Below are 26,103 nucleotides of genomic sequence, written 5' to 3' on the forward strand. Positions count from 1 at the left end.
GGGCCATCTTTGCAGTTTGAGGTTCTTTTATGATATAATATAAAATTGAAGTTAACAAAAAGTGGGTGAAAATATGAAAGAATCTTATTATAAAAAACAGTTGACTGAAGAAAATGAAAAAGAATACCAAAAATGTATTGACTTATTAGAACGTGGAGAGAGAAAAAAGGCTGCAAAAAAACTGCAGAAATTTTTACAGAAAAAAAATGGTTTTCTGCCAGCTTTAAATAAAATAGCAGTAATTCATATTTATCAAAGAGAATTTAACCAGGCAGAGGAATTACTGAATGAAATTTTACAACAGGATCCTGATTATGCCCCTGCAATAACTAATTTAGGAAGTATTGCAAGAGAAAATGGAAATCTAAAAAGAGCAAAGGAATTATATAAAAAAGCAATAACGGTGAATGAAGATTATGGCCCAGCTTATAATAACCTCGGTGTTATTTATCGGGAAGAAGGTAATTATTCTGAGTCTGTAAAATTTCTAAAAAAAGCTAGAAAAAAAGGAAGTTTTAGTTATAAATTAAATGCAGACAAGCCATTTTATAAAGATCCTGGCTGTTTATTTGTTGTTTTTTTAGCAGTAACTTTAATTACAGTCCTTTATTTTATTTTAACATAAATTGAACATTTTAAATTAGATTTGACGTAACGATCAGATAAAAAGGAGGTCTTAAAATGCCGGAAGAGTATTCAGTCGGAGATAGGGTAGAATTCAAAAAAACACATCCCTGTGGGGGTAAAACCTGGGAAATTTTAAGAGTAGGCATGGATTTTAAAGCAAAATGTGAGACCTGTGATAGAGTAATAATGCTGCCGAGGAATAAGTTTGAAAAAAGTATTAAGAAAAAACTTTAATTTTTTAGGAAGGAAGATTATTTAATGAAAATTGGAATTGTAGGACTACCAAATGTAGGTAAATCAACTCTTTTTAATGCATTAACAGAAGCGGGGGCTGATGCAGCAAATTATCCATTTTGTACTATTGATCCTAATATTGGGGTTGTACCTGTTCCTGATGAAAGGTTAGACTGGTTAGCAGAAAAATATCAACCAGAGAAAAAAACACCTACAGTTATAGAATTTGTAGACATTGCTGGATTAGTCGAAGGTGCCAGTAGAGGTGAGGGACTTGGGAATAAATTTTTAGCCCATATTAGAGAAGTAGATGCAATTGCTCAGGTTGTAAGATGTTTTGATGATGAAAACATAACCCATGTTGATGGAAAAATTTCTCCAGATCGTGATATCGATATTATTAACACAGAATTAATGATGGCAGATTTGGCCCAGATTGAAAAAAGATTAGAAAAATCTAAAAAACAGGCTAAAAGTGGAGATAAAATTTATTTAAAAGAGGTAGCTGCATTAGAAAAAATTGCAGATGCTTTAGAAGAGGGAAAAAACATTCGTCAATTAAGTCTTGATGAAACTGGTAAGCGCTTGGTCAAAGAGCTGCAGCTTTTAAGTGCTAAACCTATAATATATTTAGCAAATGTAAATGAAGATGATATTAACACTAATCAGAATGATTTAGTTAATGATGTAAAAACACATGCCGAAAAAGATGGAGCAAAAGTTGTAGAAATAAGTGCTAAAATCGAAGCTGATATAGCTGAATTAGATGAAGAAGAAAAGGAAATGTTTTTGGAAGAATTAGGGCTTAATGATTCTGGTTTAGATCGTGTAATTAAAGCTGGTTATGAACTATTGAATTTACTTACATTCTTAACAGCAGGTGAAAAAGAATGTAGAGCCTGGACAGTCGAAAGGGGATCAACTGCTCCTCAGGCAGCTGGAAGGATTCATAGTGATATGGAAAAAGGTTTTATTAGAGCTGAAATAGTTAGTTTTGAAGATCTTAAACGTGTTGGTTCTATGGCTGATGCTCGTGAAGAAGGTTTATTAAGACTTGAAGGTAAAGACTATATAATGCAGGATGGAGACATCTGTCACTTTAGATTTAATGTCTGATCTTATCAATAGTATAATTTGTTACAATCTCCGTTGACACTTTTTTGATAAATTAAATGCTGATTTTTCTAATATGTCAGTGGATTTTGGTTGTATTTTGAAAAATCTTTTCGCATTTAATTTCCAAAAAAGTTACTTCGATTGAATTCACAAATTATACTATTGATAATCTCTTTGTATATATTTCAGCCTATTTTGATTGAAGTTGCAAATTGTAACTCAAATACTCCAGGTAGTATAAAGCTTTAAACACTGATTTTTCTAAAGCAGCAGGAAAGTTAAGAGGCAGTAATCATGATTAAAAAAATTGATCAAAAAATATTTTTTGCATTCTATAATTTTACTGTCAGCCATGAGTTTATTTCAAAGCTGGCAGTTTTTATTACAAAGTTTTCTTCTAAGTTTTTTTCAATAATTTATTTTGCTGTTGGTGGCTGGTTGATTTATAACAGTGATCCGAAACTCAGCACTTTTATTTTAATCCCCGCAGCTGTATATTTGACAGTAAAATTAATACCAGCTTTATATAATCGTAGGCGTCCTTTTGCTGAGTATGGCCTAAAAAATTTGGTAAAGCAGCGGGAAGACCATTCTTTTCCCAGCACCCATACTGCCAGCTCGCTGATTATTTCTTTGGCAGTTTTAAATGTTATTTTTGAACTTGGAATTTTAATGATTGTTCTTGCAGTTATAACAGCTTTATCCAGAATTATGGTTGGTGTTCATTATCCTACTGATATTCTAGCTGCTTGGCTGCTTTCTTTAATTATTAATTTGCTGGCTTTTCAATTTTGATACAAACAAAAGGTAAAAAATGGTTCTGTGAACAGAAGGCGCAAAGGTGCAAATTTTATTTGCATTTTAACTAAATAGCTGTTATAATTTAGATTGGTTAAAAATCCATGCTCTGCTAGCAGCAGGGCCATTAGTCCGTGTGGAGGAGGTGAATGTAAATGGAAATTAGAAAAAGAGATTATGAAACAACATTTGTACTTAAACCTGATCTTGAAGATGAAGAAAAGCAGACTATTCTTCAGCGTGTTAAAGATGCTATCTCTGAACATGAAGGAGAAGTAACTGAAGTTGATGCCTGGGGTAAAAAGCAGTTAGCTTATGAAATTAAAGATTATCGTTCTGGAGATTATACAATTCTAGAATTCAATGCTAAAACTACAGTAGTAAATGAGCTTGAGAGAATCTTTAAGATTATGGATGGTGTACTTCGTTATTTAGTAGTTAGAAATGATGCATAATATAAATCTAGGTGGTGAATAGTCTTGTTAAACAGAATTGTTTTAATCGGCCGCCTGACACGAGATCCTGAACTTCGCTATACCAGTAATGGAACTCCAGTGTGCAATTTTACACTGGCAGTAGAAAGAAATTATACTAACCGTAATGGTGATCGAGATGTTGATTTTATCAATATCGTAACCTGGCGGGGTCTGGCGGAAAATTGTGCCCGTCATCTCGGAAAAGGTAGACTGGTTGGAGTCGATGGATCACTGCAGATTCGTAAAAGTGAAAACAACAACAGAACTTATATAAATCCTGAAGTTAACGCAGACAATGTGCGTTTTCTAGACTTCGGTAATAACAGCAGCCGTAGTAATAATCAGGGACAGTATCAAAATAATAATCAGCAGCAAAATAATAATTCTTCTCAGCAGAATAACAAGCAGGAGCAGGATGATTTTGATGCTCAATTTGATGATAATTTTGATGCTGATGATTTTGATGTACCATTTTAAAAAGGAGGTAAATTTAAATGCCTAGAGGTAGAAATAAGTCATGCCATTTTTGTGCAAATGAAGATAAAAAAATTGATTATAAAGACTTAAGAACTTTAAATAGATATTTAACAGATCGTGGTAAAATTATGCCGCGTCGTGTAACAGGAAATTGTTCCAAACACCAAAAATTAATTACACAAGCAGTAAAAAGAGCTAGATCAGTTGCTCTGCTGCCATATGTAAAAGAATAAGTATTAATTAAGGAGGCAAAATCTATGATGGCGCCTCCTTTCTTTAATAATACTGTTAATTTTGCCGGCAGATGAGGTGGTAAATTAGATGGATATTAGAAGATATAAGGATAGCATTAGAACTCTGGCCTATATAATATTGTTAACTGCAGTTAATTACTTTATTCCATTTTTATCAATGGCGGTTATGATACTCTGGCCAGTGCCAATTGTCTATCTTGTTCAAAAAAAGGAGAGCAGTGGAGTAATTGGAGTAATTATAATAGCTGCTTTAATAAATGGATTACTATTTGGAACTGTTATGGGCTTAATGACTATAATTGGTTTCGGATTAGTTGGTTTTGTTATTGGTAATGTAATTAAGGAAGGTTTATCTCCTTTCAAAACACTAATTACATCTGTAATTGCCGTAACAGTTTCACAACTTATAATTTTTTATGTTGCTTCTGGAATGTTGAACCTTAATTATCAAACATTGCTGCAGCAGGCACTTCAAAATTTGAGTGGAGAATTAGATCAGCAATCTGTAGAGCAGATAATATCTACTCAATTTAATTTAATTAGAATGATATTTCCTTCTTTGTTAGTTATTTCAGCAACTATAACAGGTATTTTAAACTATTATGTTTCTGCCTGGTACTTAAGGAGAAGGGGTTTGAATATTGAATTATACAAAGCTGTAAGCCGCTGGTATTTACCTCGTTGGCCTGTCTCTAGTCTAATCGTTGTGTCTCTTTTGTTAACTTCGAATCCAATTTTTATTAATATAAATATTTTTATGTTTTTCCTGGCATTTTTGCAGGGCTTTGCAGTATTAATGTATTTTTTATCAAAGAAAAATAGTTCAATTTTAATAAAGTCTTTTCTAATATTTTTAATTTTTATTTTTCCACCAGTTCCGATAATCTTAATTTTATTAGGATTATTAGACATGTGGTTTAACTTTAGAAAGCAGAGTAATCAACCTGGTTAAAAATGATTAAGGAGGAAGTTATTATGAAAGTAGTATTAACAGAAGATGTAAAAAAGTTAGGTTCTAAAGGTGATGTTGTTGATGCAGCTGATGGTTATGCACGTAATTATTTAATGCCTCGAGGATTAGCAGTTGAAGCTACTCAACAAAAGATTAAAGAATTAAAAGAAAAAGAAGCAAAGAAAAACCGTTTAGAATCAGAAAAAAGAGAAGATGCAGAGCAGCTTAAGTCTAAATTAGAATCCGAAAAGTTTGTGGTAAAAGTTAAAGCTGGGGATAACGGCAGGTTATTTGGCTCAGTAAATACAAAAGATATTGCTGAAGCTGTTTCTAAAAAAGGCTATGATATAGACAAAAGGAAAATAGCCCTTGATGATTCAATAAAATCTTTAGGAATGCATACTGTAGAAGTAAAAATATATGATGATATTACAGCATCATTAAAAATTAATGTTAAAGAAAAATAATATGTCGCCTCAGTTGGTTATTAACTGACTGAGGCTTAACAATAAATAAAAGTGTGATTTTGAATAAAGTGATTTATAAAATTTCTTGTTAGATATTCATTTTTTTGTCTAGTTTTAGAAAAATAAAGGAATTTCACTTTACATCACGAATAAAATAAAATAAGATAAGAATATAAATAAATTTTTATAGTTCTTGAAAACGCTTTCAAATTACAAAATAATCAAATAAAAGGAGTGATCTTATGAAATTATCTTTTCGCTGGTATGGAGATGATGACCCTGTAACATTAGATAAAATCAAACAGATCCCAGGGATGGCAGGGATTGTTACAGCTATTTATGATATTCCGGCAGGAGAAGCCTGGCCTTATGAAAAAATTAAAGAATTAAAAGATAAGGTGGAGGAAGCTGGATTGGAAATTTCAGCTATCGAAAGTGTACCTGTACCTGAGGCAATAAAAATGGGGGTTGAACCTCGAGACCGTTATATTGAAAATTATAAAGAGACTTTAAGAAATCTATCTAAAGCAGGAATTGAAGTAGTAACTTATAACTTTATGCCTGTTTTTGACTGGACTCGTTCTGAGCTTGATCACAAACTAGAAGACGGATCAGAAGCATTAATTTATGACAGAGAAGAAGTTGAAGAAATGAATCCTTTAAGTGGTGATCTTGACCTTCCAGGATGGGACACAAGCTATAGTAAAGAAGAGTTAAATGATTTGATGACAGCTTACCAGGAGATTAATGAAGATAAACTCTGGGATAACTTAGAATATTTCTTGAAAGAAATTATTCCTGTAGCAGAAGAAGAAAATATAAAAATGGCTATCCACCCAGATGATCCACCATGGTCAATTTTTGGTCTGCCAAGAGTTATTGTTGGCAAAGAAAATCTGCATAAGTTTTTAAATTTAGTTGATTCACCTGCAAATGGACTTGCCCTTTGTTCAGGATCACTAGGTGTTAATCCTGATAATGATGTTCCTGCAATTATTAGGGAATTTGGAGATAGAATCCACTTTGCTCATGTAAGAAATATTAAGATCACAGGTGAAAACAGTTTTGAAGAAGCTGCTCACTTAAGTGAAAAGGGATCTCTAGATATGTATGAAATCATGAAAGCATATCATGATATAGGTTTTGAAGGACCGCTTCGACCTGACCACGGACGTATGATCTGGGGAGAAACAGGTAAACCTGGTTATGGTTTATATGATCGTGCTTTAGGTGCAACTTATTTGAATGGACTCTGGGAAGCAATTAAAAAATGCAGTAAATAAGATAAAATAAGAATCCTCTTTTAGTCTAACTGAATTAAAAGGGGGTTCTTTTTTAAAGATTTTAATATTTCAAGTTAATTTTAGGATCTAAATGAAAGGAGTTTTATAATGTTAAAACTTAAAAAAGAGGAACTAAAAGATAAAGCTCAATGGGAAGATGCAGGAATAAATCCTCCTCAGTTTGATTATCAAAATCTAATTGATAATACAAAAGAAAATCCAGAATGGGTACATTTTGGTGCCGGTAATATTTTTAGAGCCTTTATAGCCCGTCTGCAGCAGCAACTGCTGAACGCAGGAGAAGTAGAAACAGGTATTATAGCAGCCGAGGGTTTTGACTATGAGATTATAGATAAAATTTATGCACCGGCAGATAATCTAAGTCTGGTTATAAAGATGTCGGCTGATGGCAGCTTGGAAAAAACCTTACTGGCCAGTATAACTGAGGGCTTAAAAGCCGACTCCAGTTTTGAAAAAGACTGGGAAGAGCTGAAAGAAATATTTAAAAAACCCAGTTTGAAAATGGCAAGTTTTACTGTAACTGAAAAAGGTTATGCTCTGGACAATATGGACGGAGAATTCTTCCCCTTTGTTTTAGAAGATTTCAAGGCTGGACCTGAAGGAGATTTAAACCACCTGATGGCTAAGGTGACTGCCTTAGCTTATGAACGTTTTAAAGCAGGTGCTTATCCTTTTGCTTTTGCCAGCATGGACAACTGCTCTCATAATGGTCAGAAGCTTAAAGATGCTGTAATAACTGTAGCTGAAAAATGGGTAGAAAATGATCTGGTAGAAGCAGGATTTTTAGGATATTTAAATGATGAATCCAAAGTTGGATTTCCCTGGTCAATGATTGATAAGATTACCCCAGGACCAGCAGCTGATGTGCAGCAGAAGCTGAAAGAGATCGGTTTTGAAAACACAGAAATTGTAAAAACAAATAAGAATACAGAAATAGCAGCTTTTGTTAATGCAGAGGCCCCTGAGTATCTTGTTATAGAAGACAGTTTTCCTAATGGTAAAATACCTCTAGATAAGGCAGGAGCAATCTATACCGATCGAGAGACAGTTAACCAGGTAGAGACCATGAAAGTAACAACCTGCCTCAATCCACTGCACACAGCAATGGCAGTTTACGGTTGTCTTTTAGGCCACACATCAATTGCAGAAGAGATGGAAGATCAGGAAATTAGAGCCTTAGTAGAACAGATTGGTTACAAAGAAGGACTGCCTGTTGTTGTAGATCCAGAAGTACTTGATCCAAAAGAGTTTATTGATGAAGTAGTTAAAGAAAGATTGGTTAACCCATATATTCCTGATACACCTCAAAGAATAGCTAAAGATACTTCACAAAAAGTAGCAATCCGCTTTGGTGAGACAATTAAATCTTATCGTGATGCTGAAGACTTAGACCCAGCAAATTTGGTTGTAGTACCACTTGCAATTGCAGGTTGGTTGAGATATCTTCTTGCAGTAGATGATGAAGGGAATGAAATGCCTTTAAGCTCAGATCCAATGCTGGATGAGCTGACACCTCAGTTAGAGGGAATTGAACTGGGCGACCCTGATTCTGTAGGAGATAAGCTTAATAATATTTTGAGTAATGAGAACTTAATGGGCTTAGACTTATATCAAGTAGGTCTGGGAGAAAAAATAGAAGGATACTTTAAAGAGATGATAGCAAAAGAGGGCGCTGTTAGAGTTACCCTAAACAAATACCTGCTTTAGATATTTTCAATTAAATAGAATTAAAACCTGGCTTTATTGGCCAGGTTTTTCTAATTTATTTTCTTTGCCTTAGAAATTAATCTCTGATATGCTATACTTAACTTTAAATAACAATTTTAGCTATTAAGAGGTGGATAGAATGAATCAAAATATTTTAGAAATAAAGAACCTTGATCTTAAAGTAAAAAAAACAAAGTATTTATTTAATTTAAAAGTTAGAAAAAACAATGTCCACAGTATTTTGTTTCAAAATGAAGCCGAAAAAAATAGAATGCTTAAATTTTTGAAAGGTGAAATTGAGTTTGAACAAGCAGAATTAGTTTTTGATGATAAAATTTTTAATCGAGAAAAGCTTAAAGAAGCTGAAAGAGAAAACATTTATTTTATCAATCAATATTCTGCTGTTAATCCCGAAAAAGATCCGCTTGGTATTTTTAAATTTAACAAAAAGGGAGAAGATAGAAATAAATCTACAGTTTTTCCTGAAATGACAATATCTGAAAATATATTTTTTGGTAGAGAACCTATAAAAAAGTTTTTTATTTTTAAATCAATAGATAATCAAAAAATGATTGCTCAAACAGCAGAGTTGCTTAAATTATTTGATCTAAATATATCTCCAACCAAGAAAATGCGAGGTTTAACATCATTAGAAAAACAACTAATTGAGCTTTTAAAAGCAGTATCTTTTGGAATTGAATTGCTTGTGATTGATCAGGCTGTTATTGAGCTGGATCAAGAAGAAAAAGAAGTCTTTTTTAATTTTATGCAGCAGCTAAAGAAAAAAGGAATTACAATTATTTATTTTACTAGAGAAATTAAAGAAATTTTTGCAGTCTCTGATCTAGTAAGTGTTTTAAAAGATGGTAAAAATAAAGGAACAAAAAAAGTTTCTGAATCAGAATATAATGAATTGGCCCTTTTATTAATAGGAAAATAAGATAGGCGATTTAATTTTATCAAAAATAGAGGAGTGTTTTAATGACAGATCTTTATCCAGTTTTAGAACAATTGATTTTGATGGGGGTATTAATTACTCTTGGTTATTATTTAAATAAATCAGGTAAAATCAAATCTGAGGCAGAAAAAGGAATAGCTGAACTGACAATAGATATAGCTTTTCCAGCTTTGATCTTTACAAATATTATCAAAGATTTTAATTTAAATATGTTGAAACAATACTTAATTGTGCCAATTTCTGCTCTTATTATTACCATTTTTTCAATTATTATTATTTTTATGATTAGTAAATTTTTCGGATATTCTCAAAAAGAAAAAGAAGAGGTCGCATTTGTCACTGTTTTCAGTAATAATATTTTTGTTGGAGCACCAATTTGCTTTGCTTTATTTGGCGCTCAAGGTTTAATTTTAGCAATCTTATATGATTTTGGAATGCAGCTTATTTTATGGACAGTTGGGATTTGGATTTTAAAAGACAGCAGTCAAAATTCAGAAAGCAGCTTTTTTGCTAATATATTTTCTCCACCAATCATCGGACTTTTATTAGGTTTAGTTGTAGTTTTTAGTGGTATTAATTTACCTGAGGCTGTGTTTAATATTACGGGAAGCATTGGAGATATTACTGTGCCTCTGGCTATGATTTTTATTGGTTTACAGCTTGCTAAGAGCACAATCTCTGAAGTAATGGGTAATAAAAAGGTTTATTTGGTCTCAATTTTAAGATTGTTAATTTTTCCAGCTTTGGTTTATTTAGTCCTTTCTTTATTACCAATTCAACCCTTGTTGAGAGGAGTAATGACCATTTTAGCAGCAATGCCGGTTTTTGCAAGTTCTTCTGTTATAATGGAAAAGTATGGTCATAAAAGTGATTTTGCTTCTGCAGCGATTTTCGCCACTATAGTCTTTATGGGAGCAACTTTACCGATTTTTATTTGGTTAAGTGTGTAATTTGAAAACACTTTCAAAAAAGAATATAATTAAATTGAGGTGAAGAATAGTGGTTTCAATAAATGATGTTGCAGAAAGAGCAAATGTGTCAATATCTACAGTATCAAGAGTAATTAATCAAAATGCAAATGTTTCACGTGAAAAGGAAGAGGCAGTCTTAAAAGCTGTTGATGAACTAGATTATATCCCAAATGGACTGGCCCAGGGACTGGTAACAAAAAAAAGCAAGTCAATTGGAGTTTTAATTGCTGATGTAGCTAATTTATATTATTCATATCTTGTGAAAAGCATAGAAAAAGAACTGAGAACAGCTGGTTATTATGCTGTTATTGGAAACACAGAATGGGATGCCAAAAGGGAAAAGGAATATATAAGGCATTTAATTCAAAGACAGGTTGATGGATTTATTTTAGCATCTACTTCGCTAAGTGAAAAGTATATTAACCAACTAGCTGAAAAAGATATCCCTATGATAATTTTAGATCGAGAAATTGAATCTGAAAAAATTAATGTAATTAGAATTAATGACTACAAGGGAGGGTATCAGGCAGCAAAGCACTTAATTGAATGCGGATACGAATATTTTATTCATCTAAAAGGAGTAGGTTTTACTCCTACTGCTTCTGATAGATCAAAAGGATTTAAAGATTGTATGCAGGAAAATTCAATTTCTGAAAAAGATTATACAATGCTTTCTTCTTCTTTTGTTGAAGAAGAGTCGGCTAAAAAGATGGCATCTTTTTTAGATGAAAATAATTATCAAAATAAGAAGATTGGAATTTTTGCTGCTAATGATGCTTCAGCTTTTGGAGTTTTAAAAGAATTGAAAAGAAGAGGAATTAAAGTACCAGAAGAAGCTGGTGTTGTTGGTTTTGATAATGTTAATTTTGCTGAATATTCCAGCCCGGCTTTAACAACTATCAATCGCTCTATTGCTGATGTAGGCAAACTTTCGGCAGAAATTCTATTAGAAAATTTAAATAAAGGTGAAAATGACCTTGTCAAAGCTCAGAATAGAAATTTAGATGTTGAATTGATAATAAGAGAAAGCACAGCTCAGCTTAATTAAAAGTTATTTCAAAAAAAGGATTTTTTTAAGATATAGAGAATTATATAGTTACAGGGAGGTCGATACTATGAAAAAAATTCTGGTAGCTGTAGATGGTTCCCAAAGTGCACAAAAGGCTGCACAAAAAGGTGCAGAGCTTGCTGAAAGTTTAAAGGCTGAGGTAACATTAATTCATGTTTATACAGAAACTGCTCAAATTCCAGTCAACCAGTTTAACGAAGTGGCCTCTTATTTATCTGCTGAAACCTTAGAAAATATCATGAAACAGCAGGAAGATACTATTAAAGAAAAAAGACAAAAAATACTTGATCAGGATGCTGAATTTTTCAAAAGAAAAGGTATAGAGCCTGAAAAAGTACTGCTTCATGGCGATCCTGCAGATGAAGTTTGTGAGTATGCGGAGGAAAATAATTTTGACTTAATTATTGTGGCAGATAAGGGTCATGGAAAAGTTGAAAGATTTTTACTTGGAAGTATTAGTGATAAAATTGTTAGGCACTCTAAAAAAACAGTTATGGTTGTAAAATAATTATTTACTAGGATAATTCAAAGATTTAACTAAGCTCCCTTAAGTGGGAGCTTTTTTTAAAAGATAAATTGATAAATTATTTAGGAGGACTAGAAATGAATAAAATTCGTTGGGGTATTATTGGTTGTGGGGATGTTACGGAAAAGAAAAGTGGACCAGCTCTCCAGAAAATAGAGGGTTCTTCTCTGGTGGCAGTGATGAGGCGTACTGGGGAATTAGCAAAAGATTATGCTGAAAGACATAATGTTCCTCGCTGGTATGATCAGGCAGAAAAATTAATTAATGATCCTGAAGTAAATGCAGTATATATAGCTACTCCACCATCAACTCATAAGAAATATACTATTATGGCAGCTGAGGCCGGCCTACCTGTTTATGTAGAAAAACCAATGGCTAGAAATTATAAAGAAGCTCAAGAAATGATTAGAGTATGTGAAGAAAATGGAGTTCAGCTGCATGTTGCTTATTATCGGAGGGCTATGCCCAGATTTTTAAAAATTAAAGAATTAATAGAATCTGGTGCAGTTGGTGAAGTTAGAACTGTAAATATTAGATTGACTCAACCTGTTAGAGAAGATGAAAAAGATGAAAATAATTTACCATGGAGAGTTATTCCAAAAATTGCAGGTGGAGGTAAATTTTTAGATTTGGCAGCTCACACACTTGATTTATTTGATTACTATTTTGGTCCAATTAAGTCAGCGTCTGGCTTTGCAGTTAATCAGGCAAATTTTTATCCAGCAGAAGATAATGTAGTGATGAGTTTTACTTTTGAAAATGAAATTCAGGGGATAGGAAGCTGGACATTTAATGCTTATCATGAGTTGGATCAGAATGAAATTATTGGAAGTGGCGGCAGACTTTTATTTTCTTCCTTCAGTGAAGAAGTAATTATTCTTGAAAATGAAAATGGCAGACAGGAAATTGAATTTGCTTATCCAGAACATGTTCAACAGCCGCTTTTAGAGAAAGTAGTTAAAAGTTTGCTAGGCAAAGGTAAATCTCCTTCTACAGGTAAAAGTGCAGCTAGAACAACAAAAGTGATGGATCAAATCATAGCTGAATATTATAAAAATTAATTTTTAGAAACGGCTGCCAATCAGGTAGTCGTTATTTTTTTGTTCTAATTTTACTCATTAATTTAATATTTCTCAAAAATAGTTGACAAAAAATAATTAAAGGAATATAATGTGACTACAAAGTCATATGACTATTAAGTCATATTTATTCAGAAAATTAATAAAATAATTCAAAAAATTTTAAACTGAAGAAGGTGAATAAATGCCTAAACAGACTTTTTTTAATTTAAGTAATTCAAAACAAGAAAGAATTATAAATGCAGCATTAGAGGAGTTTGGGGCTTATCCCTATCTAAAAACGAGTATAAATAGAATAATAAAAAAAGCAGACATTTCAAAAGGAAGTTTTTATCAATATTTTCAAAACAAAAAAGACCTCTATAAATATATTATAGACCAGGCTTCAGATGCTAAAATGAAGTTTTTGGGTCAAAAACTGAAGAATTATCATAAGCTTGATTTTTTTGATCTTCTGCGGAAACTTTTTATTGCAGGAATTGAATTCAAAAGGGAATATCCCTTATACTCTAAAATTGGTAATCGTCTTTTAAATGGGAGTAATGAAAGTCTTAAAGAAGAAATCTATGCTGAAAGCAGACCTAAAAGCAATGAATTTTTTGAACAGCTGCTTAATAAAGCGGCTCAAGCGGGACAAATCGACCCAAAGATTGATATTAAATTCACAGCATTTTTTTTAACTGATTTTTCGCTCAGTATAGTTAGTTATTTTTTTGATAATCATAATCCAGATGATTTAGAAGAGATTATGAACTATGTAGATAAAATGCTCTATATCATGAAAAATGGTATAGCAAAGGGGGATAAAAATGTCACTAATTAAACTAAGTGGATTGAAAAAAATATATCAGCAGGGCAAAATAGAGGTTCCTGCTCTAAGAGGAATCGATATGGAGATTGAATCTGGAGAATTTACAACTGTTTTTGGTCCCTCTGGTTCTGGAAAAACAACGCTTTTAAATATGATAGGCTGTCTCGATAAATCAACAGCAGGGGAAATTATCTTTGATGGACATTCGATTAATGACCTGACTAGTAAAGAGCTATCAGAGGTCAGACGCTATAACTTAGGGTTTATTTTTCAGAGCTATAATCTAATTCCCGTTTTAACTGCTTTTGAAAATGTAGAGTTTGCAATCAGATTAATTGAAAAACACAGCAAAAAAGAAAGAAAAGATCGGGTAATGGCTCTTTTAGAAGAGGTAGGCCTTGGGGAGATGGCTCACCGCCGCCCCAATGAACTCTCCGGGGGTCAAAAACAACGAGTCGCTATAGCCAGAGCTTTAATTAAAGAACCAAAACTTGTACTGGCAGATGAACCGACGGCCAACCTTGATTCTGAGACCAGCAAAGAAGTTTTAGAACTGATGAAAGAAATGAATGAAGAGCTAAATACAACTTTTATTTTTTCAACCCATGATCCTCAAGTAATGGATTATGCCCGCCGCTTAATTGAAATTAAGGATGGTCAAATCAGCAGAGACCAGAGGAGGGATTAGTAATGTTTTTTCTCAAAATGGCTTTTAAAAATCTGACCCGCCATAAAAGAAGAACTTTCATTACAGCTCTGATAATTGCTTTTGCTATATTAATCTATGTAATGACAGATGGTTTGATGATTGGTATGACGGAGATGTCATTTGATAATATAATTAATCTAGAGAGCGGTCATCTGCAGATAACAGATGGGAGTTATTGGGAAGATAGAAAAGAACTACCTATGAAAAATTTAATAAATCCTTCAACAGAGTTGGAAAATACTATTAAGCAGAGTACCGGTTTTCAAGCTTTAACCCAAAGATTACAATTTGCTGTTAATTTAAATAATGGCATAGACGAACTTCCGGTTAAAGGTGTCGGAATTGATCTTGAAAGTGACAGTAAAGTATTTGAATTAAATAAATATTTAGTTGAAGGAAGAATGCCTGCAGAAGGTAGCACTGAAATAATTATGGGAGCTAAACTTGCAGAATTGATGGATTTTAAAACCGGTGACTATGCAGTAATGCTGATTAGAACTGAAGAAAAAACTTTTAACACTATAGATGGAGAAATTGTTGGTTTATTTAATACTCCTCATCCCAGCTTAAATGAAAGCAATGTTTTTTTGCCGCTTTCTACAGCCCAGGACAGATTAAATGTTGAAAATAAGATAAGTAATTATGTAGTCAGATTAAGTGAAGAAGATCAGGCAATTGCTGCGGCAGAAGATTTAAATAAAAGTTTAACTGCTCCTTATAGAGCATATTCCTGGAAAGATGCAGCAAAAAGTTTAGTGACAATGATTGAGATGCAGGATATAGAAACTCAGGTTGTACTGGCTGTAATCCTGACTCTGGCTGCAGTTGGTATTATCAATACAGTTATTTTATCTGCCTTAGAGAGAATGGAAGAACTGGGAATGATGAAAGCACTCGGGATGCATGAGCGAGAAATTATTTACACTTTTATGGGTGAAGCTGCTGGAATAGGCATTATTGGTGGTATAATGGGAATTATCTTGGGAATTATTGGACTCGCAATTTTCAATATTAATGGAATTGATATGGCAGCAATGACCGGTGGAGGCGATTTTGATTATGGTTTCCCCCTAAGTGGAACCATTTACGCTGGTTGGGAAATTAGCTCTTTTATTTTTGTTTTTGTATATGGCATAGTTATTTCTGTGTTGGCAAGTGTTTTTCCCGCTCTGTGGGCAGCACGCAAAGACCCAGTAAAAGCAATTTATCACCGCTAAGGAGGTTGGGAGATGAAATTTTTAATAAGTATTGCCTTTAAAAATATGTTTAGAAATAAATTAAGAACGATAGTTTCTATCCTGGCTATTGCCTTTGCTGTGATGGTTATTGTTTTTACCAGAGGATTAATAGATGGGATGATCGAAGACACTTATTCGCTATATATTCATTATGATACAGGTCATATCAAGATAATTGATCAGGAATATGAACAGAAAGAAAAGCTGCTTTCTTTAAATTATACTGTTAACGGATTAAAAAATAAGACTTTGACTGAAATGGAAAGTGATTTAAGTCAGCTGGAAGGAATAGAGATGGTTATTCCCCGACTTAAATTTGGAGCTGCAGTAAGTACTGAAGAAGAACTGGTGCAGATGCTGGCCTGGGGTATTGAAGGAGATAAAGAACTTAAGTTTACCAATATTGGTCGAGAACTAAGTAAAGGCAGAATGGTTGAAGCTGGTAAAAGAGAAGTAGTAATGGGTACAGAATTATTGGATAAGATTGACAGAAGTGTTGGCGAAAAGGTAACAATGGTCTACACAACAGCTTTTAGTTCTTTTCAGGGAGCAACATTTGAGATAGTCGGTGAGATAGCAAGTAATCTACCTTTGTTGAACGAGCAGGTTGTATTTATGCCGCTTACTACTGCCAGACAGCTACTTTATTTAAATGATGAAAGTACAGAACTGCTTTTAGTGACAAAAGATCGTGATCAAGCAAACAACTATCTGCCTGGAGTTCGCAGCTATTTAGATCAAAATGGAGGTAGAAAATATCTGGTTCAAAGCTGGAAAAATGGGAACAGTTTTATTAAACTTTTAGAAATCAGTGAAAAAATTTATAACTTTATATATCTTTTTTTAGTTCTTTTATCATCGATTGTGGTAATTAATACTTTAGTCATGATCGTTAAAGAAAGAACTCAGGAGATTGGCATGATGAGTGCACTTGGTTTGAAAAGCAGAGAGATCTTAGGGCTTTTTATTATCGAAGGCTCAGCTATGGCAGTGATTGGCAGCTTTTTTGGAGCTTTGGGAGGAGGAGCGCTAAATTATTATTTAGCAAGAGTTGGTTTTGATTACAGTGCAGCTTTCGAAGATATCGATGTTTTGATGAATCCAATTATTTATCCAACCTATAAATTTGAGCATATGGTATTTGCCTTTGTGATTGGCGTGGTTGTCACAACATTGACCGCGATAATTCCAGCTAGAAGGGCAGCTAAACTTGATCCAACAGAGGCACTGCGAGAAATTTAGAGATTATTTTAAGCCCAAGTTTTCTAACATTAAAATAAAGAGTTTCTTTAAATTTAAAAAAATTTAGAAAGGAGCTAGAATTATGTTTATTTATTTAAAGGAGAAAAACAAGATAAAACTTAAAAGTTTATTTATAATCACTCTCTTAACACTGATCACAGCTAGCTTGACTTTTACAGCTGCAGCGAAGGAGCAGGAACTAACAGCAGATCAGATTATCAACCGCCGTGATGAAAATGAGTATATAATTACAGCTTATTCGGAAGCTGAAATGATCATTAAAAATAGCGGCAGAACTCAGACTAAAACCATGCGCAGCTGGCAGGATGAAGAAAACGCACTGGCAGAATTTACAAATCCCAGGGATCGTGGAACCAAATTTCTAAAAAGAGGCGATGATCTCTGGATGTTTTTCCCCCAGGCAGAAGATTTGGTTAAAATCTCGGGCCACATGCTGGAGCAGGGGATGATGGGCAGTGATTTTTCCTATCAGGATATGCTCGAATCTGATAAATTAACTGATCTCTATAATTTTGAAATTCTGAGTGAAGAAGAATACGAGGGTCGACCAGCCTATAAACTAGAGGGGGTAAAGGTTCCAGGAAAAGAGGTCAGCTACTACAGAAGGGTAATCTGGATTGACAAGGAAAGATTTGTTGGTTTAAAGGAAGATCTTTATGCAGAAAGCGGCAGACTGCTCAAAGAAGCAAGAGTCTTAAAAATAGAAGAGATAGAAGGCCGCTGGTATCCGGTGCATATGGTGATGGAAAACAAGCTGCGTCAAAATACAAGCACCGAATTTATAGTCAATGAAATAAAATTTAATCCTGAATTACCAGAGAATATTTTTACTCTAGAAAGACTACGCTAAAAATTCAGAAAATAATATAAAGAAGATCAACAAACAAGATCAACATAGTAAAGATTTCAGTAAAAGTCTTGAGGATGTGATTAATAAAAGATGAAAATTTTAGTTAGAAAAAAGAGCATTTGCTTGATAACAGTTACAGCTCTGTTTAGTTTATTTTTGGTTATGATCCTGAATATAAGCCCAGCCAGAGCTGCTGAGATTGGAGGTAAGGTAAGTCTGATTAGCAATTTATCTTATACTGATTCGGAACTGGATAATAGTTTGCTAACAGAACTGGAGCTGGAATGGTTTTTACCCTATGATTTCCCACTAAATATCCAAAACAGAGCAGTTTTTTCTCTTTCAGACACAGGAGAAGATAAATTTGAACTCTGGTTTAAAAAATTATATTTAAAAGAAAAATTTGGACCAGTTAATGCCAGTATAGGTAGACAGCCAATTTCCTGGTCATATGGTGCTTTAATAAATCCGGTTGATTACAGCCTGGGGGCAGAAAATTTAGAAGAGGAAAGTAGAGCTAAATTTGTTGACGGACTGGAGTTATATTACCCCATCAACTGGGGCTCGGGGCTGACCTTTGTTGCTTCCAATCTGGAAGATCAAAAAAAGCATAAATGGGCTGTAAGAGGAAGAACTACTTTTAGAGGCTATGATTTAAGTGCCAGTTATGTAAATACTCCTCGTGAATCTGCTGCGGACTTAGAGCGCTATGGATTAACTTTTAAAGGAGACCTAGGTCCGGCTGGCATTTATGGTGCCTATGGTCTCTGGCAGTCTGAAGAGCTTGATTATGATATCTACCAACTTGGAACTGATTACAGTTATAATTTTCTGGCAGGGAGCAGGCTTTACCTGCAGGCAGAATATTTAAGAATTGAAGGTTTAAAAGGTGACCTTTCTGACTTTGATTTATTTAATCTAGAGTCTTCTGCTTCAGATGAGGAAAGTATCTCAGCCAGCAAAAATAACTTAGACTTTATTAATACCAGTTTAAGTTATGAGCTTGATGAGTTTTCATCTTTCGGAATAATGACAGTTAGTTTTATAGATGATGGCAGTACACTTTTTATCCCAAATTATTCTTATCTCTTCAGCAGTAACCTGCTGCTTGAACTGAGAGGTAGTATTGCTGCTGGCAGTGAAGATGAGATGCTAGGTGGAGATGCAAAGGGCCTAGAAATAAATCTAAGTTATACCTTTTAGATTAACTTGCAAACTTTAACTGATAGATTTTTTTTGTTATTAATAAACCAAGAGGAAGCAATAAAGCCAGCTGAATAACAGGAACTAAAGCGATTGAAGTTCCATAAACAAGTGGCATAGTTTCCTGGTATCCCCAACGCTCAATGTATAAGGCATGTGCTTCAAAATAGAATGCAGCTGAGATCGAATATAAAGTTGAGATAATATAATCTTTTCGTTCCCAATTTTTCAAAAACCAGCTAAAAGAGTGGTTTACAAAAGCAAGTATTAAAAAGAGGCCAAGTGCAATAAAAACATCACCAATTGTTGCTTGAATCATTAATAATTGGTGTTCGATAAAGCCCTGCCCCTCCATAGAGTAAAATAGACCACAGGCGGTGTATTCCCAAATTCCGTGTAAAATAAGTTCTACAGCTGAAAAAATTGAAATTAATTTAAAAGTTTTTGACAAAATATATTCCCCCTCTGTTAATTCTTTTAAATTTGTTTTATAATTAGATTAGATAGGAGCTGATAATAATGGACCAGCAGGTAATTGATAAAATAATTGAAATAATGGAATACCATAATATTGTCGAAGCTGCTTATCTTTTTGGATCTCAGGCTAAAAATAAATCTACAGAAAACAGTGATATCGATATTGCAGTACTCCTTAAAAATGATTATACAGGAAGCTGTGGAGAAATAAAAGTAAAATTATATGAAGATTTAATAAAAAATGGTTTAGATAATATTGATTTAGTTATTTTAAATCAAGCCTCTGCTCTTTTGAAATATGAAGTTGTAAAAGAAAATTGTTTAATTTATAAAAAAGATAAATTTGATGCTGCTTCATATCAATCTTTAACAATTAGAAAATATCTTGATTTCGAATATTATTTGAAGAAAAATCAACAAAAATTTAAGGAGAGACTTTTACATGGTTAAAAAAGAGATAATACTAGAAAGATCTCAAAAATGTAACGAATACCTCAGTCAGCTGGAAGAAATTATTAAAGGTGTAGAATTTGATGAATTTAATAGCAAACCATTATTATATGGAAGTGCTGAGAGGTTTTTGCATTTGTCAATTGAAGCTTTAATTGATATTGGAAATCAGATAATATCAGATGATAATTTAGGAAGGGTTAATGTTTATAAAGATATCGCATTGATTTTGGCAGAGAATGGCTATTTGGCTGAAGAAGAAAAAAAATTATTTATTAAAAAATAATCTAAAAGACATTAAAGGAATTTTGAAATCATATTTAAAATTAATCTAAATAAAGAGGTGTAATTTTATGAAAAAACTATATCGCTCACGCGAAAACAGAAAAGTTGGTGGTGTCTGTGGTGGAATAGCTGAATATTTTGGTTTTGACCCAACTCTGGTCCGCCTGGGTGCAGTTATTTTAATGTTTGTCTGGGGAGCTGGACTTTTAGCTTATGTTGTAGCATGGGCTATTATCCCTGAAAGACCTGCACATGTAGATGTTGATTATGAAGTTAAATCAGAGCCAGTTTATCAGGACCAGGAGCAGGACAGTAGTAAATCTGATCAAAATAACAATAATGACAATAAGTATCATGATATTTAATATTTTAACTGTTTTATTTTAAAAATTATAAAGGCATAAAAAAACTCCAGCTTAGTAGCTGGAGTTTTCGTCATATGCAAGCCTAAAAATTACTTTCAGGGAAAATTTCATGCAGACGAGCTTTAAAATCATCTGGAGCATAAGCCTGATAATTTTCGACTAAATTCATTACATCTTTTAACTGCTGATCACTGATCTCACCTTTTTCGTTGAGTCGGCGGTAAGCATTGGCAAAAGAGAGCACCAGCTTTAAATCTAAACTATCGAGATTAGCCATGTGGAATCGTTCCTTCCAGTGATAGATTTTCTGGGTCAACAAAACGGATAAATTCATCTTCGAAAAAGAGCTTAATTGATCCTGTTTGTCCTGTACGCTGTTTAGCAATTATAATATCTGTATCACTTTCTGTACCTTCAGCTTCAGCCTCTTCCCTTGCTTTAGCAGAGGTGTGGGCATGACGATAAAGGAAGATAACACCATCTGCTACCTCCTCGATATTACCAGAGTCTCTTAAGTCAGATAAAACCGGTCTTTTGTCAGTACGGCTTGTAAAACTACGTGAAATCTGAGAAATTAAAATTACCGGAATATCAAGCTCAGAAGCTAAGTTCCTCAGCTGCAGCACAATTTGACCAACTGCACGCGAAGTATTTTGGGCATGCTCTTCTGGCAGCTGAATCATCTGCAAATAATCTACAATTGCTAAATCAAGGCCGTCCATTTGGGCCTTAAATTTGCGGAGGCGAGCTCTTATTTGAGCAGTATTCAGACCCCGCTCATCAGAAATCATAAGAGGTAGTTCGTGTAAATTATCTAAAGCCTTTGAAACCCGCTGATCCTCGTCATCATTTGTTTCCCCCTGGGTATATTTCCAGGCATTGACCTGTGATTCCTGAACAACCATTCTGTCTACAACCTCGGTTGCATCCATCTCAAGTGAAATTACAGCAACTTTAGCTTTTCGCTTCAAAACATTTTTAGCAATATTAATGGCAAAGGCTGTTTTTCCCATAGAAGTTGAAGCAGCAATAACATTCAGGTGGCCTCTTTTAAAGCCTCCGATTAGATTGTCTAGAGAAATAAAACCGCTGCGCAGCCCAACATCAGCTTTTTTATGTTTGCGGTCCATATAGTTGGAAAAAGATTCCATTAAAACTTCTTCCATATTATAAATATGTTTTTCTAAATCATTACTTTCGTTTGTTGCCTGGAATATGATTTCTTGAGCCTTTGCCTGGTAATCATCGATTGTCAGATCATTGGCTTGAGTTAATTCCTGCAGCTTGTTTGACGCTCTCTGAAGTAGTGAGCGCTGGTAATCCTTTTTAATTAAATCAATAGTCGGTTTTAGTTCATCAATTGTATTAAATCCTGAAGTAAGCCTTTCAATAATTTCTTCTGCCTGGTCTACAGAGTTCTGATTCTGTAGGTCAATTAATAATTTGGTTCGGGATATTTGATTATCCTGTTGGTATTGTTTTAGCAGTAAGTCGAAAATTATTTGAGCCTGTGGATCTAAAAAGTGTTTAACCTCAAGTAAATCAGCTACCTCATCAATTTTATCAGGATACTGCAGCAGGATGCCCAAAAGCTGATATTCATTTTTATTATATCGTTCATCTTTTTTAACATTTTGTAATTCTGCTGACATAATTAGGCCTCCTGTCGTTCTTCAATTTTTTTAACTCTGACATTCCCAGCTAATTCTAAATATTTATTCATTTCTAAAAGACGCTGAAAAATTCTCTCCCCCATAACCGGGAAACGATTTTTTAAGTTTTTGATTGAATAATTTGTTGATAAAATGATCGGCTTTTCCTCGCGATAGCGATGATCAATTATCTGATAGAGGGTAGAAGATGCAAATTCTGTTGCTTTTTCAGTTCCAAGATCATCAATTAAAAGTATAGGTATTTGCTGAACATTATTTAAAATTTGTTTTTCATCAGCTTCAGGACTGTCCTGATTATAAGTGCTTCTAATCTGTTGTAATAAATCAGAATAGACTATATAACGAAAATGGATTCCCCGATCAATTAAAGCATTAGCAATACAGCCTAAAAGATATGATTTCCCACTCCCAATTGGTCCTTCAATAATTAGACCCTGGCTGATTCCATTTGAGTGGAATTTTTGGACAAAAGAAGAAGCCAAACTATAAATTTTTTGAGCATTTTCTCGATAGTTCATACCGCTTCCAGTCACTAAATCAGCTTCATAGTAGTTTAGATTGGCATTAGCAAAAGTAGCACTATGTAAGTGCTTAGGAAGATTACCATTTTTTTGCTTGCGTTTTCTTAAATCGTTTTTAGCACAGCTGCAGACTAAATATTGATTATTTCTGTAAATTCTACCTGTGTCATGACATTTTTCGCAGTCCCAATTAGGTTCTTTATAATCTAGTGGGACGTCATGTTTTTTTAAGAGTGCATTGTAATGTGCTTCCAGCTGCTGAATCTCATTTTTTAACTCATCAGCAGTATTTTCATTGTCTTTTTCTTGGTTAAATAAGCCAACTTTTAGCATTTTATATTCTCTTTTGAGGGAGTTTAAATAACTATATGCCTGCTCCACATCAGGATGTTGATTGTGAATTTTTTTTATTCTTTTTTCAGCTTCCATATATTTTTCTCTGGCCTTACCCTGATATTTATTTGAATTAAACTCTAATGGCATAACTTTGTCCCCTTTCTAAATTTTGTGCATATATCGCTATTCCTTGTACTTATCGAAATCAATAAAAAAGTCTTTCCATTTATAGTTATCATTATCCTTATTATTTTTATTTACTTTAGATTTTCCTGATTTATTCTGTTTTTCATTGTTGTCTTTGTTTTTAGAGTTATTTTGATCACGGCTGTCAGGATCAGCTGCCTTTTGGTCCATTTCTTTCTGCAGCCAGCGTCTGAAATCTGCCAGATTGCTAATTCCAAGTTCTTTAATCGGATTAATAAAATTATCCTCAACATATTTTAAAGATGGTTGACCATCTCTTTTTCGACGTACAGCTTCTCTAATGGCAGCAAGCGCAAGTTCCTTGCTTAAAGCCTGCTCACCAGTTAGCCAGCTCTGAAAAGTCTTAAGTTGAGCGGTATTAGAAGAAAATGATCTAATTCCATAGGCGCGGGCCAGCTCTTTAGTTTCTCGATGCAGTTTATCCTGCTGCTGCAAATCTTCATAACTTGTAATTTCTTCCTGGTACCAATTATCTATTATCGCCTTTAAATAGGCATAAGCTCCCTGGAGATGGTCTCCACCACCCTGACGCCTCAGCCATTTATCAACTCTTCGAACCAATTCTTTCAGCATCTGAACTTCAAAATCATTAAGCCAACTTTTTATTTCCTCCCGCCGATGGATATTTCTATTAGCAGGTGGCAAAAAGGAGATTAAAGCAGCAGCAATTTCATTTTTAGAAGCCGAATTACTTTTAATAAGCTGTTGGCGGACTTCTGAGCCCGTTACAGAAGTATTTGCATCAGTTTTAATCTTTTTATTTTTTTTAATTACTGTATCTAAATTTAAATAAGAACTAAAAAAGTTTTCGCCGAAAGCTGGACTGTCACTTATAAATCCTATCTCAGCCATACCTGAAATCAATTCTCGTAAATCATCTATTTCAATACCAAGTGCTCCTGCGGCAAGCGGTATCTCAATTTCTATTTCATTATCCTGTTTAAGATGAGTTAAAAGATAGAGCAGCACTTTAGTTTCCTTACCAGAAAATTGGCGCAAAAATCCTTTTTCAATCATGCTGTCACCTAAAATTAAAAGTTGTCTGCTTTCATTCTCACTTAAATCAACACTTTTTTTATAATAATTATACTCCATTTCATCACCGTTACCCTTCAGAAATTTAACACTTATTTTTATTATATCAGATTTGAAAGAGTTTTTAAGAAGAATCTATAAATTTCTCAGCTGCAGTTAATAATTATATGTGTTATTGGCTTAAAATTCAACTCCAGTTGGCTTCATATCTTGACAGCACCAACTGCATCTGCTAATATTAAACTGAAAAAAAGAGAATAGCTGAATTTATGGCTTATCAGCACTCAAAACGCTGAGATAAGCCTAATATTTATTTTAGAAGAAATATAATCTAAATAAGGAAAAAAGAGAGGAAGATTATTTATATGCTTTCAAGATACAGCCGAGCAGAAATGGAAAAAGTATGGAGTGAGGAGCAGAAATATGAAATCTGGCTTGAAATTGAATTAGCTATTTTAAAAGCTAGAGCTGAATTAGGCGAAATACCAGTCGAAGCAGCCGAAAAAATTGAGCAGGAAGCAGAAGTTGATCTTAAAAGGATTAAAGAAATTGAAGCGAAAACCCGACATGATATGATAGCTTTTATTGAAGGAGTTTCGGAGAATTTAGGAGAAGAATCTCGTTTTATTCATGAAGGAGTTACCTCTTCGGATATAAAAGATACAGCCCGCTCTATGCAGATGAAGCAGGCCTGTGAAATAATTTTAGAAGATTTAGAAAAATTACATCGAATTTTAGCTAAAAAAGCCTTGGCAGACAAGGATACAATAATGGTTGGCAGAACTCATGGAGTTCATGCTGAGCCGATAACCTGGGGACTTAAACTCTTAAATTGGTATCAAGAAGTTGGAAGACAAATAACACGGTTTAAACAGCTGCAGGATGTAGTTGCTGTTGGTCAAATATCAGGAGCAGTAGGAACTTTTGCGACAATTGATCCCGCTGTTGAAAAGAGGGTTTGCGAAATTTTAGGTTTGAAAAATGCCCTGGTTAGTTCACAGATTTTGCAGAGGGACCGCCATGCTGACTTTATCGAAAGAATTGCCCTGGCTGCAGCTTCAATCGAGAAGTTTGCTACAGAGATTAGAAATCTGCAGAGAACTGATATTTTAGAGGTGGAAGAAGGTTTTCGCAAAGGTCAAAAAGGTTCTTCAGCAATGCCTCACAAGAAAAACCCTATTGTCTGTGAGCGCTTAAGTGGTCTGGCCCGAGTAGTTAGGGGTAATGTTGTTCCAGCTCTGGAAAATATAACTCTGTGGCACGAAAGAGATTTGACTCATTCGTCAGTAGAACGGGTAATACTGCCTGATAGCTCAATTCTATTGGACTATATGCTTATTAAATTTAAAGAGGTTATTGAGGAACTGGTAGTTAATGAAGATAATATGAAACTTAATTTAGAAAAAACACTGGGGCTAACATTTTCTCAGCGTTTAATGCTGGCTTTAGTCGAAAAAGGGCTTCGCAGGGAAGAAGCTTATGAGCTGGCCCAGAGAAATGCGATGACTGCCTGGGAAGAGAAGACTGATTATAAACAATTAGCTGCCGCTGATCAGGAAATTAGTAAATATTTAAGCGAAGAAGAGTTAGAAAGAATTTTTGACTGGCAGGCTTACTTAAAAAATATTGATCAAATTTTTAAAAGAAATGGACTTTTAAAGTAAG

The 26,103-nt window shown here is 33.9% G+C and carries 31 protein-coding genes; 26 read left to right on the forward strand and 5 right to left on the reverse strand.

Annotated features, from left to right (window positions below):
* Positions 1-73: 73 nt before the first annotated feature.
* From ACZ446_RS00085 to ACZ446_RS00190, 22 genes are all read left to right on the forward strand, one after another.
* On the forward strand, positions 74-625 hold the full coding sequence (locus ACZ446_RS00085) for a tetratricopeptide repeat protein (RefSeq protein WP_464393137.1): 552 nt from the start codon (positions 74-76) through the stop codon (positions 623-625).
* Between the two features lie 56 nt (positions 626-681).
* Complete coding sequence (locus ACZ446_RS00090) at positions 682-861, forward strand: DUF951 domain-containing protein (protein ID WP_464393138.1); 180 nt, start codon at positions 682-684, stop codon at positions 859-861.
* 24 nt (positions 862-885) lie between these two features.
* On the forward strand, positions 886-1,977 hold the full coding sequence (gene ychF / locus ACZ446_RS00095; protein WP_464393139.1) for a redox-regulated ATPase YchF: 1,092 nt from the start codon (positions 886-888) through the stop codon (positions 1,975-1,977).
* Positions 1,978-2,271: 294 nt separating this feature from the next.
* Positions 2,272-2,772, forward strand: coding sequence for a phosphatase PAP2 family protein (locus ACZ446_RS00100; RefSeq protein ID WP_464393140.1), 501 nt, complete (start codon positions 2,272-2,274; stop codon positions 2,770-2,772).
* Between the two features lie 158 nt (positions 2,773-2,930).
* Complete coding sequence (gene rpsF / locus ACZ446_RS00105) at positions 2,931-3,230, forward strand: 30S ribosomal protein S6 (protein ID WP_464393141.1); 300 nt, start codon at positions 2,931-2,933, stop codon at positions 3,228-3,230.
* A gap of 24 nt (positions 3,231-3,254) precedes the next feature.
* On the forward strand, positions 3,255-3,728 hold the full coding sequence (locus tag ACZ446_RS00110; RefSeq protein WP_464393142.1) for a single-stranded DNA-binding protein: 474 nt from the start codon (positions 3,255-3,257) through the stop codon (positions 3,726-3,728).
* A 17-nt stretch (positions 3,729-3,745) separates the two neighbouring features.
* Positions 3,746-3,961 (forward strand): 30S ribosomal protein S18, encoded by a 216-nt coding sequence (gene rpsR, locus ACZ446_RS00115; RefSeq protein ID WP_073157999.1) that lies wholly within the window; start codon positions 3,746-3,748, stop codon positions 3,959-3,961.
* An 88-nt stretch (positions 3,962-4,049) separates the two neighbouring features.
* The gene (locus ACZ446_RS00120) at positions 4,050-4,934 is read left to right on the forward strand and encodes a DUF2232 domain-containing protein (protein WP_464393143.1); all 885 of its coding nucleotides are present in this window, start codon (positions 4,050-4,052) and stop codon (positions 4,932-4,934) included.
* A 23-nt stretch (positions 4,935-4,957) separates the two neighbouring features.
* Positions 4,958-5,401, forward strand: coding sequence for a 50S ribosomal protein L9 (gene rplI, locus ACZ446_RS00125; RefSeq protein WP_464393144.1), 444 nt, complete (start codon positions 4,958-4,960; stop codon positions 5,399-5,401).
* 242 nt (positions 5,402-5,643) lie between these two features.
* Positions 5,644-6,684 (forward strand): mannonate dehydratase, encoded by a 1,041-nt coding sequence (uxuA, locus tag ACZ446_RS00130; protein WP_464393145.1) that lies wholly within the window; start codon positions 5,644-5,646, stop codon positions 6,682-6,684.
* A gap of 108 nt (positions 6,685-6,792) precedes the next feature.
* A complete protein-coding gene (locus tag ACZ446_RS00135) occupies positions 6,793-8,412 on the forward strand; it encodes a mannitol dehydrogenase family protein (RefSeq protein WP_464393146.1) in 1,620 nt (539 codons plus the stop codon).
* A 139-nt stretch (positions 8,413-8,551) separates the two neighbouring features.
* Positions 8,552-9,352 carry a sugar ABC transporter ATP-binding protein gene (locus tag ACZ446_RS00140; RefSeq protein ID WP_464393147.1) on the forward strand — a complete coding sequence of 267 codons (801 nt, stop codon included), beginning with the start codon at positions 8,552-8,554 and terminating at the stop codon, positions 9,350-9,352.
* A gap of 41 nt (positions 9,353-9,393) precedes the next feature.
* Complete coding sequence (locus ACZ446_RS00145; RefSeq protein ID WP_464393148.1) at positions 9,394-10,320, forward strand: AEC family transporter; 927 nt, start codon at positions 9,394-9,396, stop codon at positions 10,318-10,320.
* A 49-nt stretch (positions 10,321-10,369) separates the two neighbouring features.
* Positions 10,370-11,389: a LacI family DNA-binding transcriptional regulator gene (locus ACZ446_RS00150; RefSeq protein ID WP_464393149.1), complete on the forward strand. Its 1,020-nt coding sequence runs from the start codon at positions 10,370-10,372 to the stop codon at positions 11,387-11,389.
* 67 nt (positions 11,390-11,456) lie between these two features.
* Positions 11,457-11,918 (forward strand): universal stress protein, encoded by a 462-nt coding sequence (locus tag ACZ446_RS00155; protein ID WP_464393150.1) that lies wholly within the window; start codon positions 11,457-11,459, stop codon positions 11,916-11,918.
* A 95-nt stretch (positions 11,919-12,013) separates the two neighbouring features.
* Entirely contained in the window at positions 12,014-12,997 is a 984-nt protein-coding gene (locus tag ACZ446_RS00160) for a Gfo/Idh/MocA family protein (protein ID WP_464393151.1), read from the forward strand.
* A gap of 202 nt (positions 12,998-13,199) precedes the next feature.
* Positions 13,200-13,838, forward strand: a complete 639-nt coding sequence (locus ACZ446_RS00165; RefSeq protein WP_464393152.1) for a TetR/AcrR family transcriptional regulator — start codon at positions 13,200-13,202, stop codon at positions 13,836-13,838.
* Positions 13,825-14,514: an ABC transporter ATP-binding protein gene (locus ACZ446_RS00170; RefSeq protein ID WP_464393153.1), complete on the forward strand. Its 690-nt coding sequence runs from the start codon at positions 13,825-13,827 to the stop codon at positions 14,512-14,514. Before ACZ446_RS00165 ends, ACZ446_RS00170 begins: the two co-directional genes overlap by 14 nt.
* Positions 14,515-14,516: 2 nt before the next feature.
* Entirely contained in the window at positions 14,517-15,752 is a 1,236-nt protein-coding gene (locus ACZ446_RS00175) for an ABC transporter permease (RefSeq protein WP_464393154.1), read from the forward strand.
* 12 nt (positions 15,753-15,764) lie between these two features.
* Entirely contained in the window at positions 15,765-17,015 is a 1,251-nt protein-coding gene (locus ACZ446_RS00180; RefSeq protein ID WP_464393155.1) for an ABC transporter permease, read from the forward strand.
* Positions 17,016-17,097: 82 nt separating this feature from the next.
* Positions 17,098-17,886 (forward strand): outer membrane lipoprotein-sorting protein, encoded by a 789-nt coding sequence (locus ACZ446_RS00185; protein WP_464393156.1) that lies wholly within the window; start codon positions 17,098-17,100, stop codon positions 17,884-17,886.
* A gap of 90 nt (positions 17,887-17,976) precedes the next feature.
* The gene (locus tag ACZ446_RS00190) at positions 17,977-19,089 is read left to right on the forward strand and encodes a hypothetical protein (RefSeq protein ID WP_464393157.1); all 1,113 of its coding nucleotides are present in this window, start codon (positions 17,977-17,979) and stop codon (positions 19,087-19,089) included.
* A 1-nt stretch (position 19,090) separates the two neighbouring features.
* Here the strand turns inward: ACZ446_RS00190 and ACZ446_RS00195 are convergent, their stop codons facing one another.
* A complete protein-coding gene (locus tag ACZ446_RS00195; protein ID WP_464393158.1) occupies positions 19,091-19,540 on the reverse strand; it encodes a hypothetical protein in 450 nt (149 codons plus the stop codon).
* A 68-nt stretch (positions 19,541-19,608) separates the two neighbouring features.
* On the opposite strand from ACZ446_RS00195, the gene mntA reads away from it, so the two are divergent.
* From mntA to ACZ446_RS00210, 3 genes are all read left to right on the forward strand, one after another.
* On the forward strand, positions 19,609-20,016 hold the full coding sequence (gene mntA, locus ACZ446_RS00200; protein ID WP_464393159.1) for a type VII toxin-antitoxin system MntA family adenylyltransferase antitoxin: 408 nt from the start codon (positions 19,609-19,611) through the stop codon (positions 20,014-20,016).
* Positions 20,009-20,302 (forward strand): DUF86 domain-containing protein, encoded by a 294-nt coding sequence (locus ACZ446_RS00205; protein WP_464393160.1) that lies wholly within the window; start codon positions 20,009-20,011, stop codon positions 20,300-20,302. The genes mntA and ACZ446_RS00205 overlap by 8 nt, the downstream gene beginning before the upstream one ends.
* Positions 20,303-20,369: 67 nt before the next feature.
* Positions 20,370-20,666 carry a PspC domain-containing protein gene (locus ACZ446_RS00210; RefSeq protein WP_464393161.1) on the forward strand — a complete coding sequence of 99 codons (297 nt, stop codon included), beginning with the start codon at positions 20,370-20,372 and terminating at the stop codon, positions 20,664-20,666.
* Between the two features lie 82 nt (positions 20,667-20,748).
* On the opposite strand, the gene ACZ446_RS00215 is transcribed toward ACZ446_RS00210, so the two are convergent.
* The 4 genes from ACZ446_RS00215 to ACZ446_RS00230 are packed head-to-tail and all read right to left on the reverse strand — an operon-like array spanning position 20,749 to position 24,498.
* Positions 20,749-20,943 carry a hypothetical protein gene (locus ACZ446_RS00215; protein WP_464393162.1) on the reverse strand — a complete coding sequence of 65 codons (195 nt, stop codon included), beginning with the start codon at positions 20,941-20,943 and terminating at the stop codon, positions 20,749-20,751.
* Complete coding sequence (locus ACZ446_RS00220; RefSeq protein ID WP_464393163.1) at positions 20,936-22,318, reverse strand: replicative DNA helicase; 1,383 nt, start codon at positions 22,316-22,318, stop codon at positions 20,936-20,938. The genes ACZ446_RS00215 and ACZ446_RS00220 overlap by 8 nt, the downstream gene beginning before the upstream one ends.
* A 2-nt stretch (positions 22,319-22,320) precedes the next feature.
* Positions 22,321-23,343 (reverse strand): ATP-binding protein, encoded by a 1,023-nt coding sequence (locus tag ACZ446_RS00225; protein ID WP_464393164.1) that lies wholly within the window; start codon positions 23,341-23,343, stop codon positions 22,321-22,323.
* A 36-nt stretch (positions 23,344-23,379) separates the two neighbouring features.
* Positions 23,380-24,498 carry a DnaD domain protein gene (locus ACZ446_RS00230; protein WP_464393165.1) on the reverse strand — a complete coding sequence of 373 codons (1,119 nt, stop codon included), beginning with the start codon at positions 24,496-24,498 and terminating at the stop codon, positions 23,380-23,382.
* Positions 24,499-24,803: 305 nt separating this feature from the next.
* On the opposite strand from ACZ446_RS00230, the gene purB reads away from it, so the two are divergent.
* On the forward strand, positions 24,804-26,102 hold the full coding sequence (purB, locus tag ACZ446_RS00235) for an adenylosuccinate lyase (protein WP_464393166.1): 1,299 nt from the start codon (positions 24,804-24,806) through the stop codon (positions 26,100-26,102).
* Position 26,103: the final 1 nt, after the last annotated feature.

Source organism: Halanaerobium sehlinense, assembly GCF_055379485.1.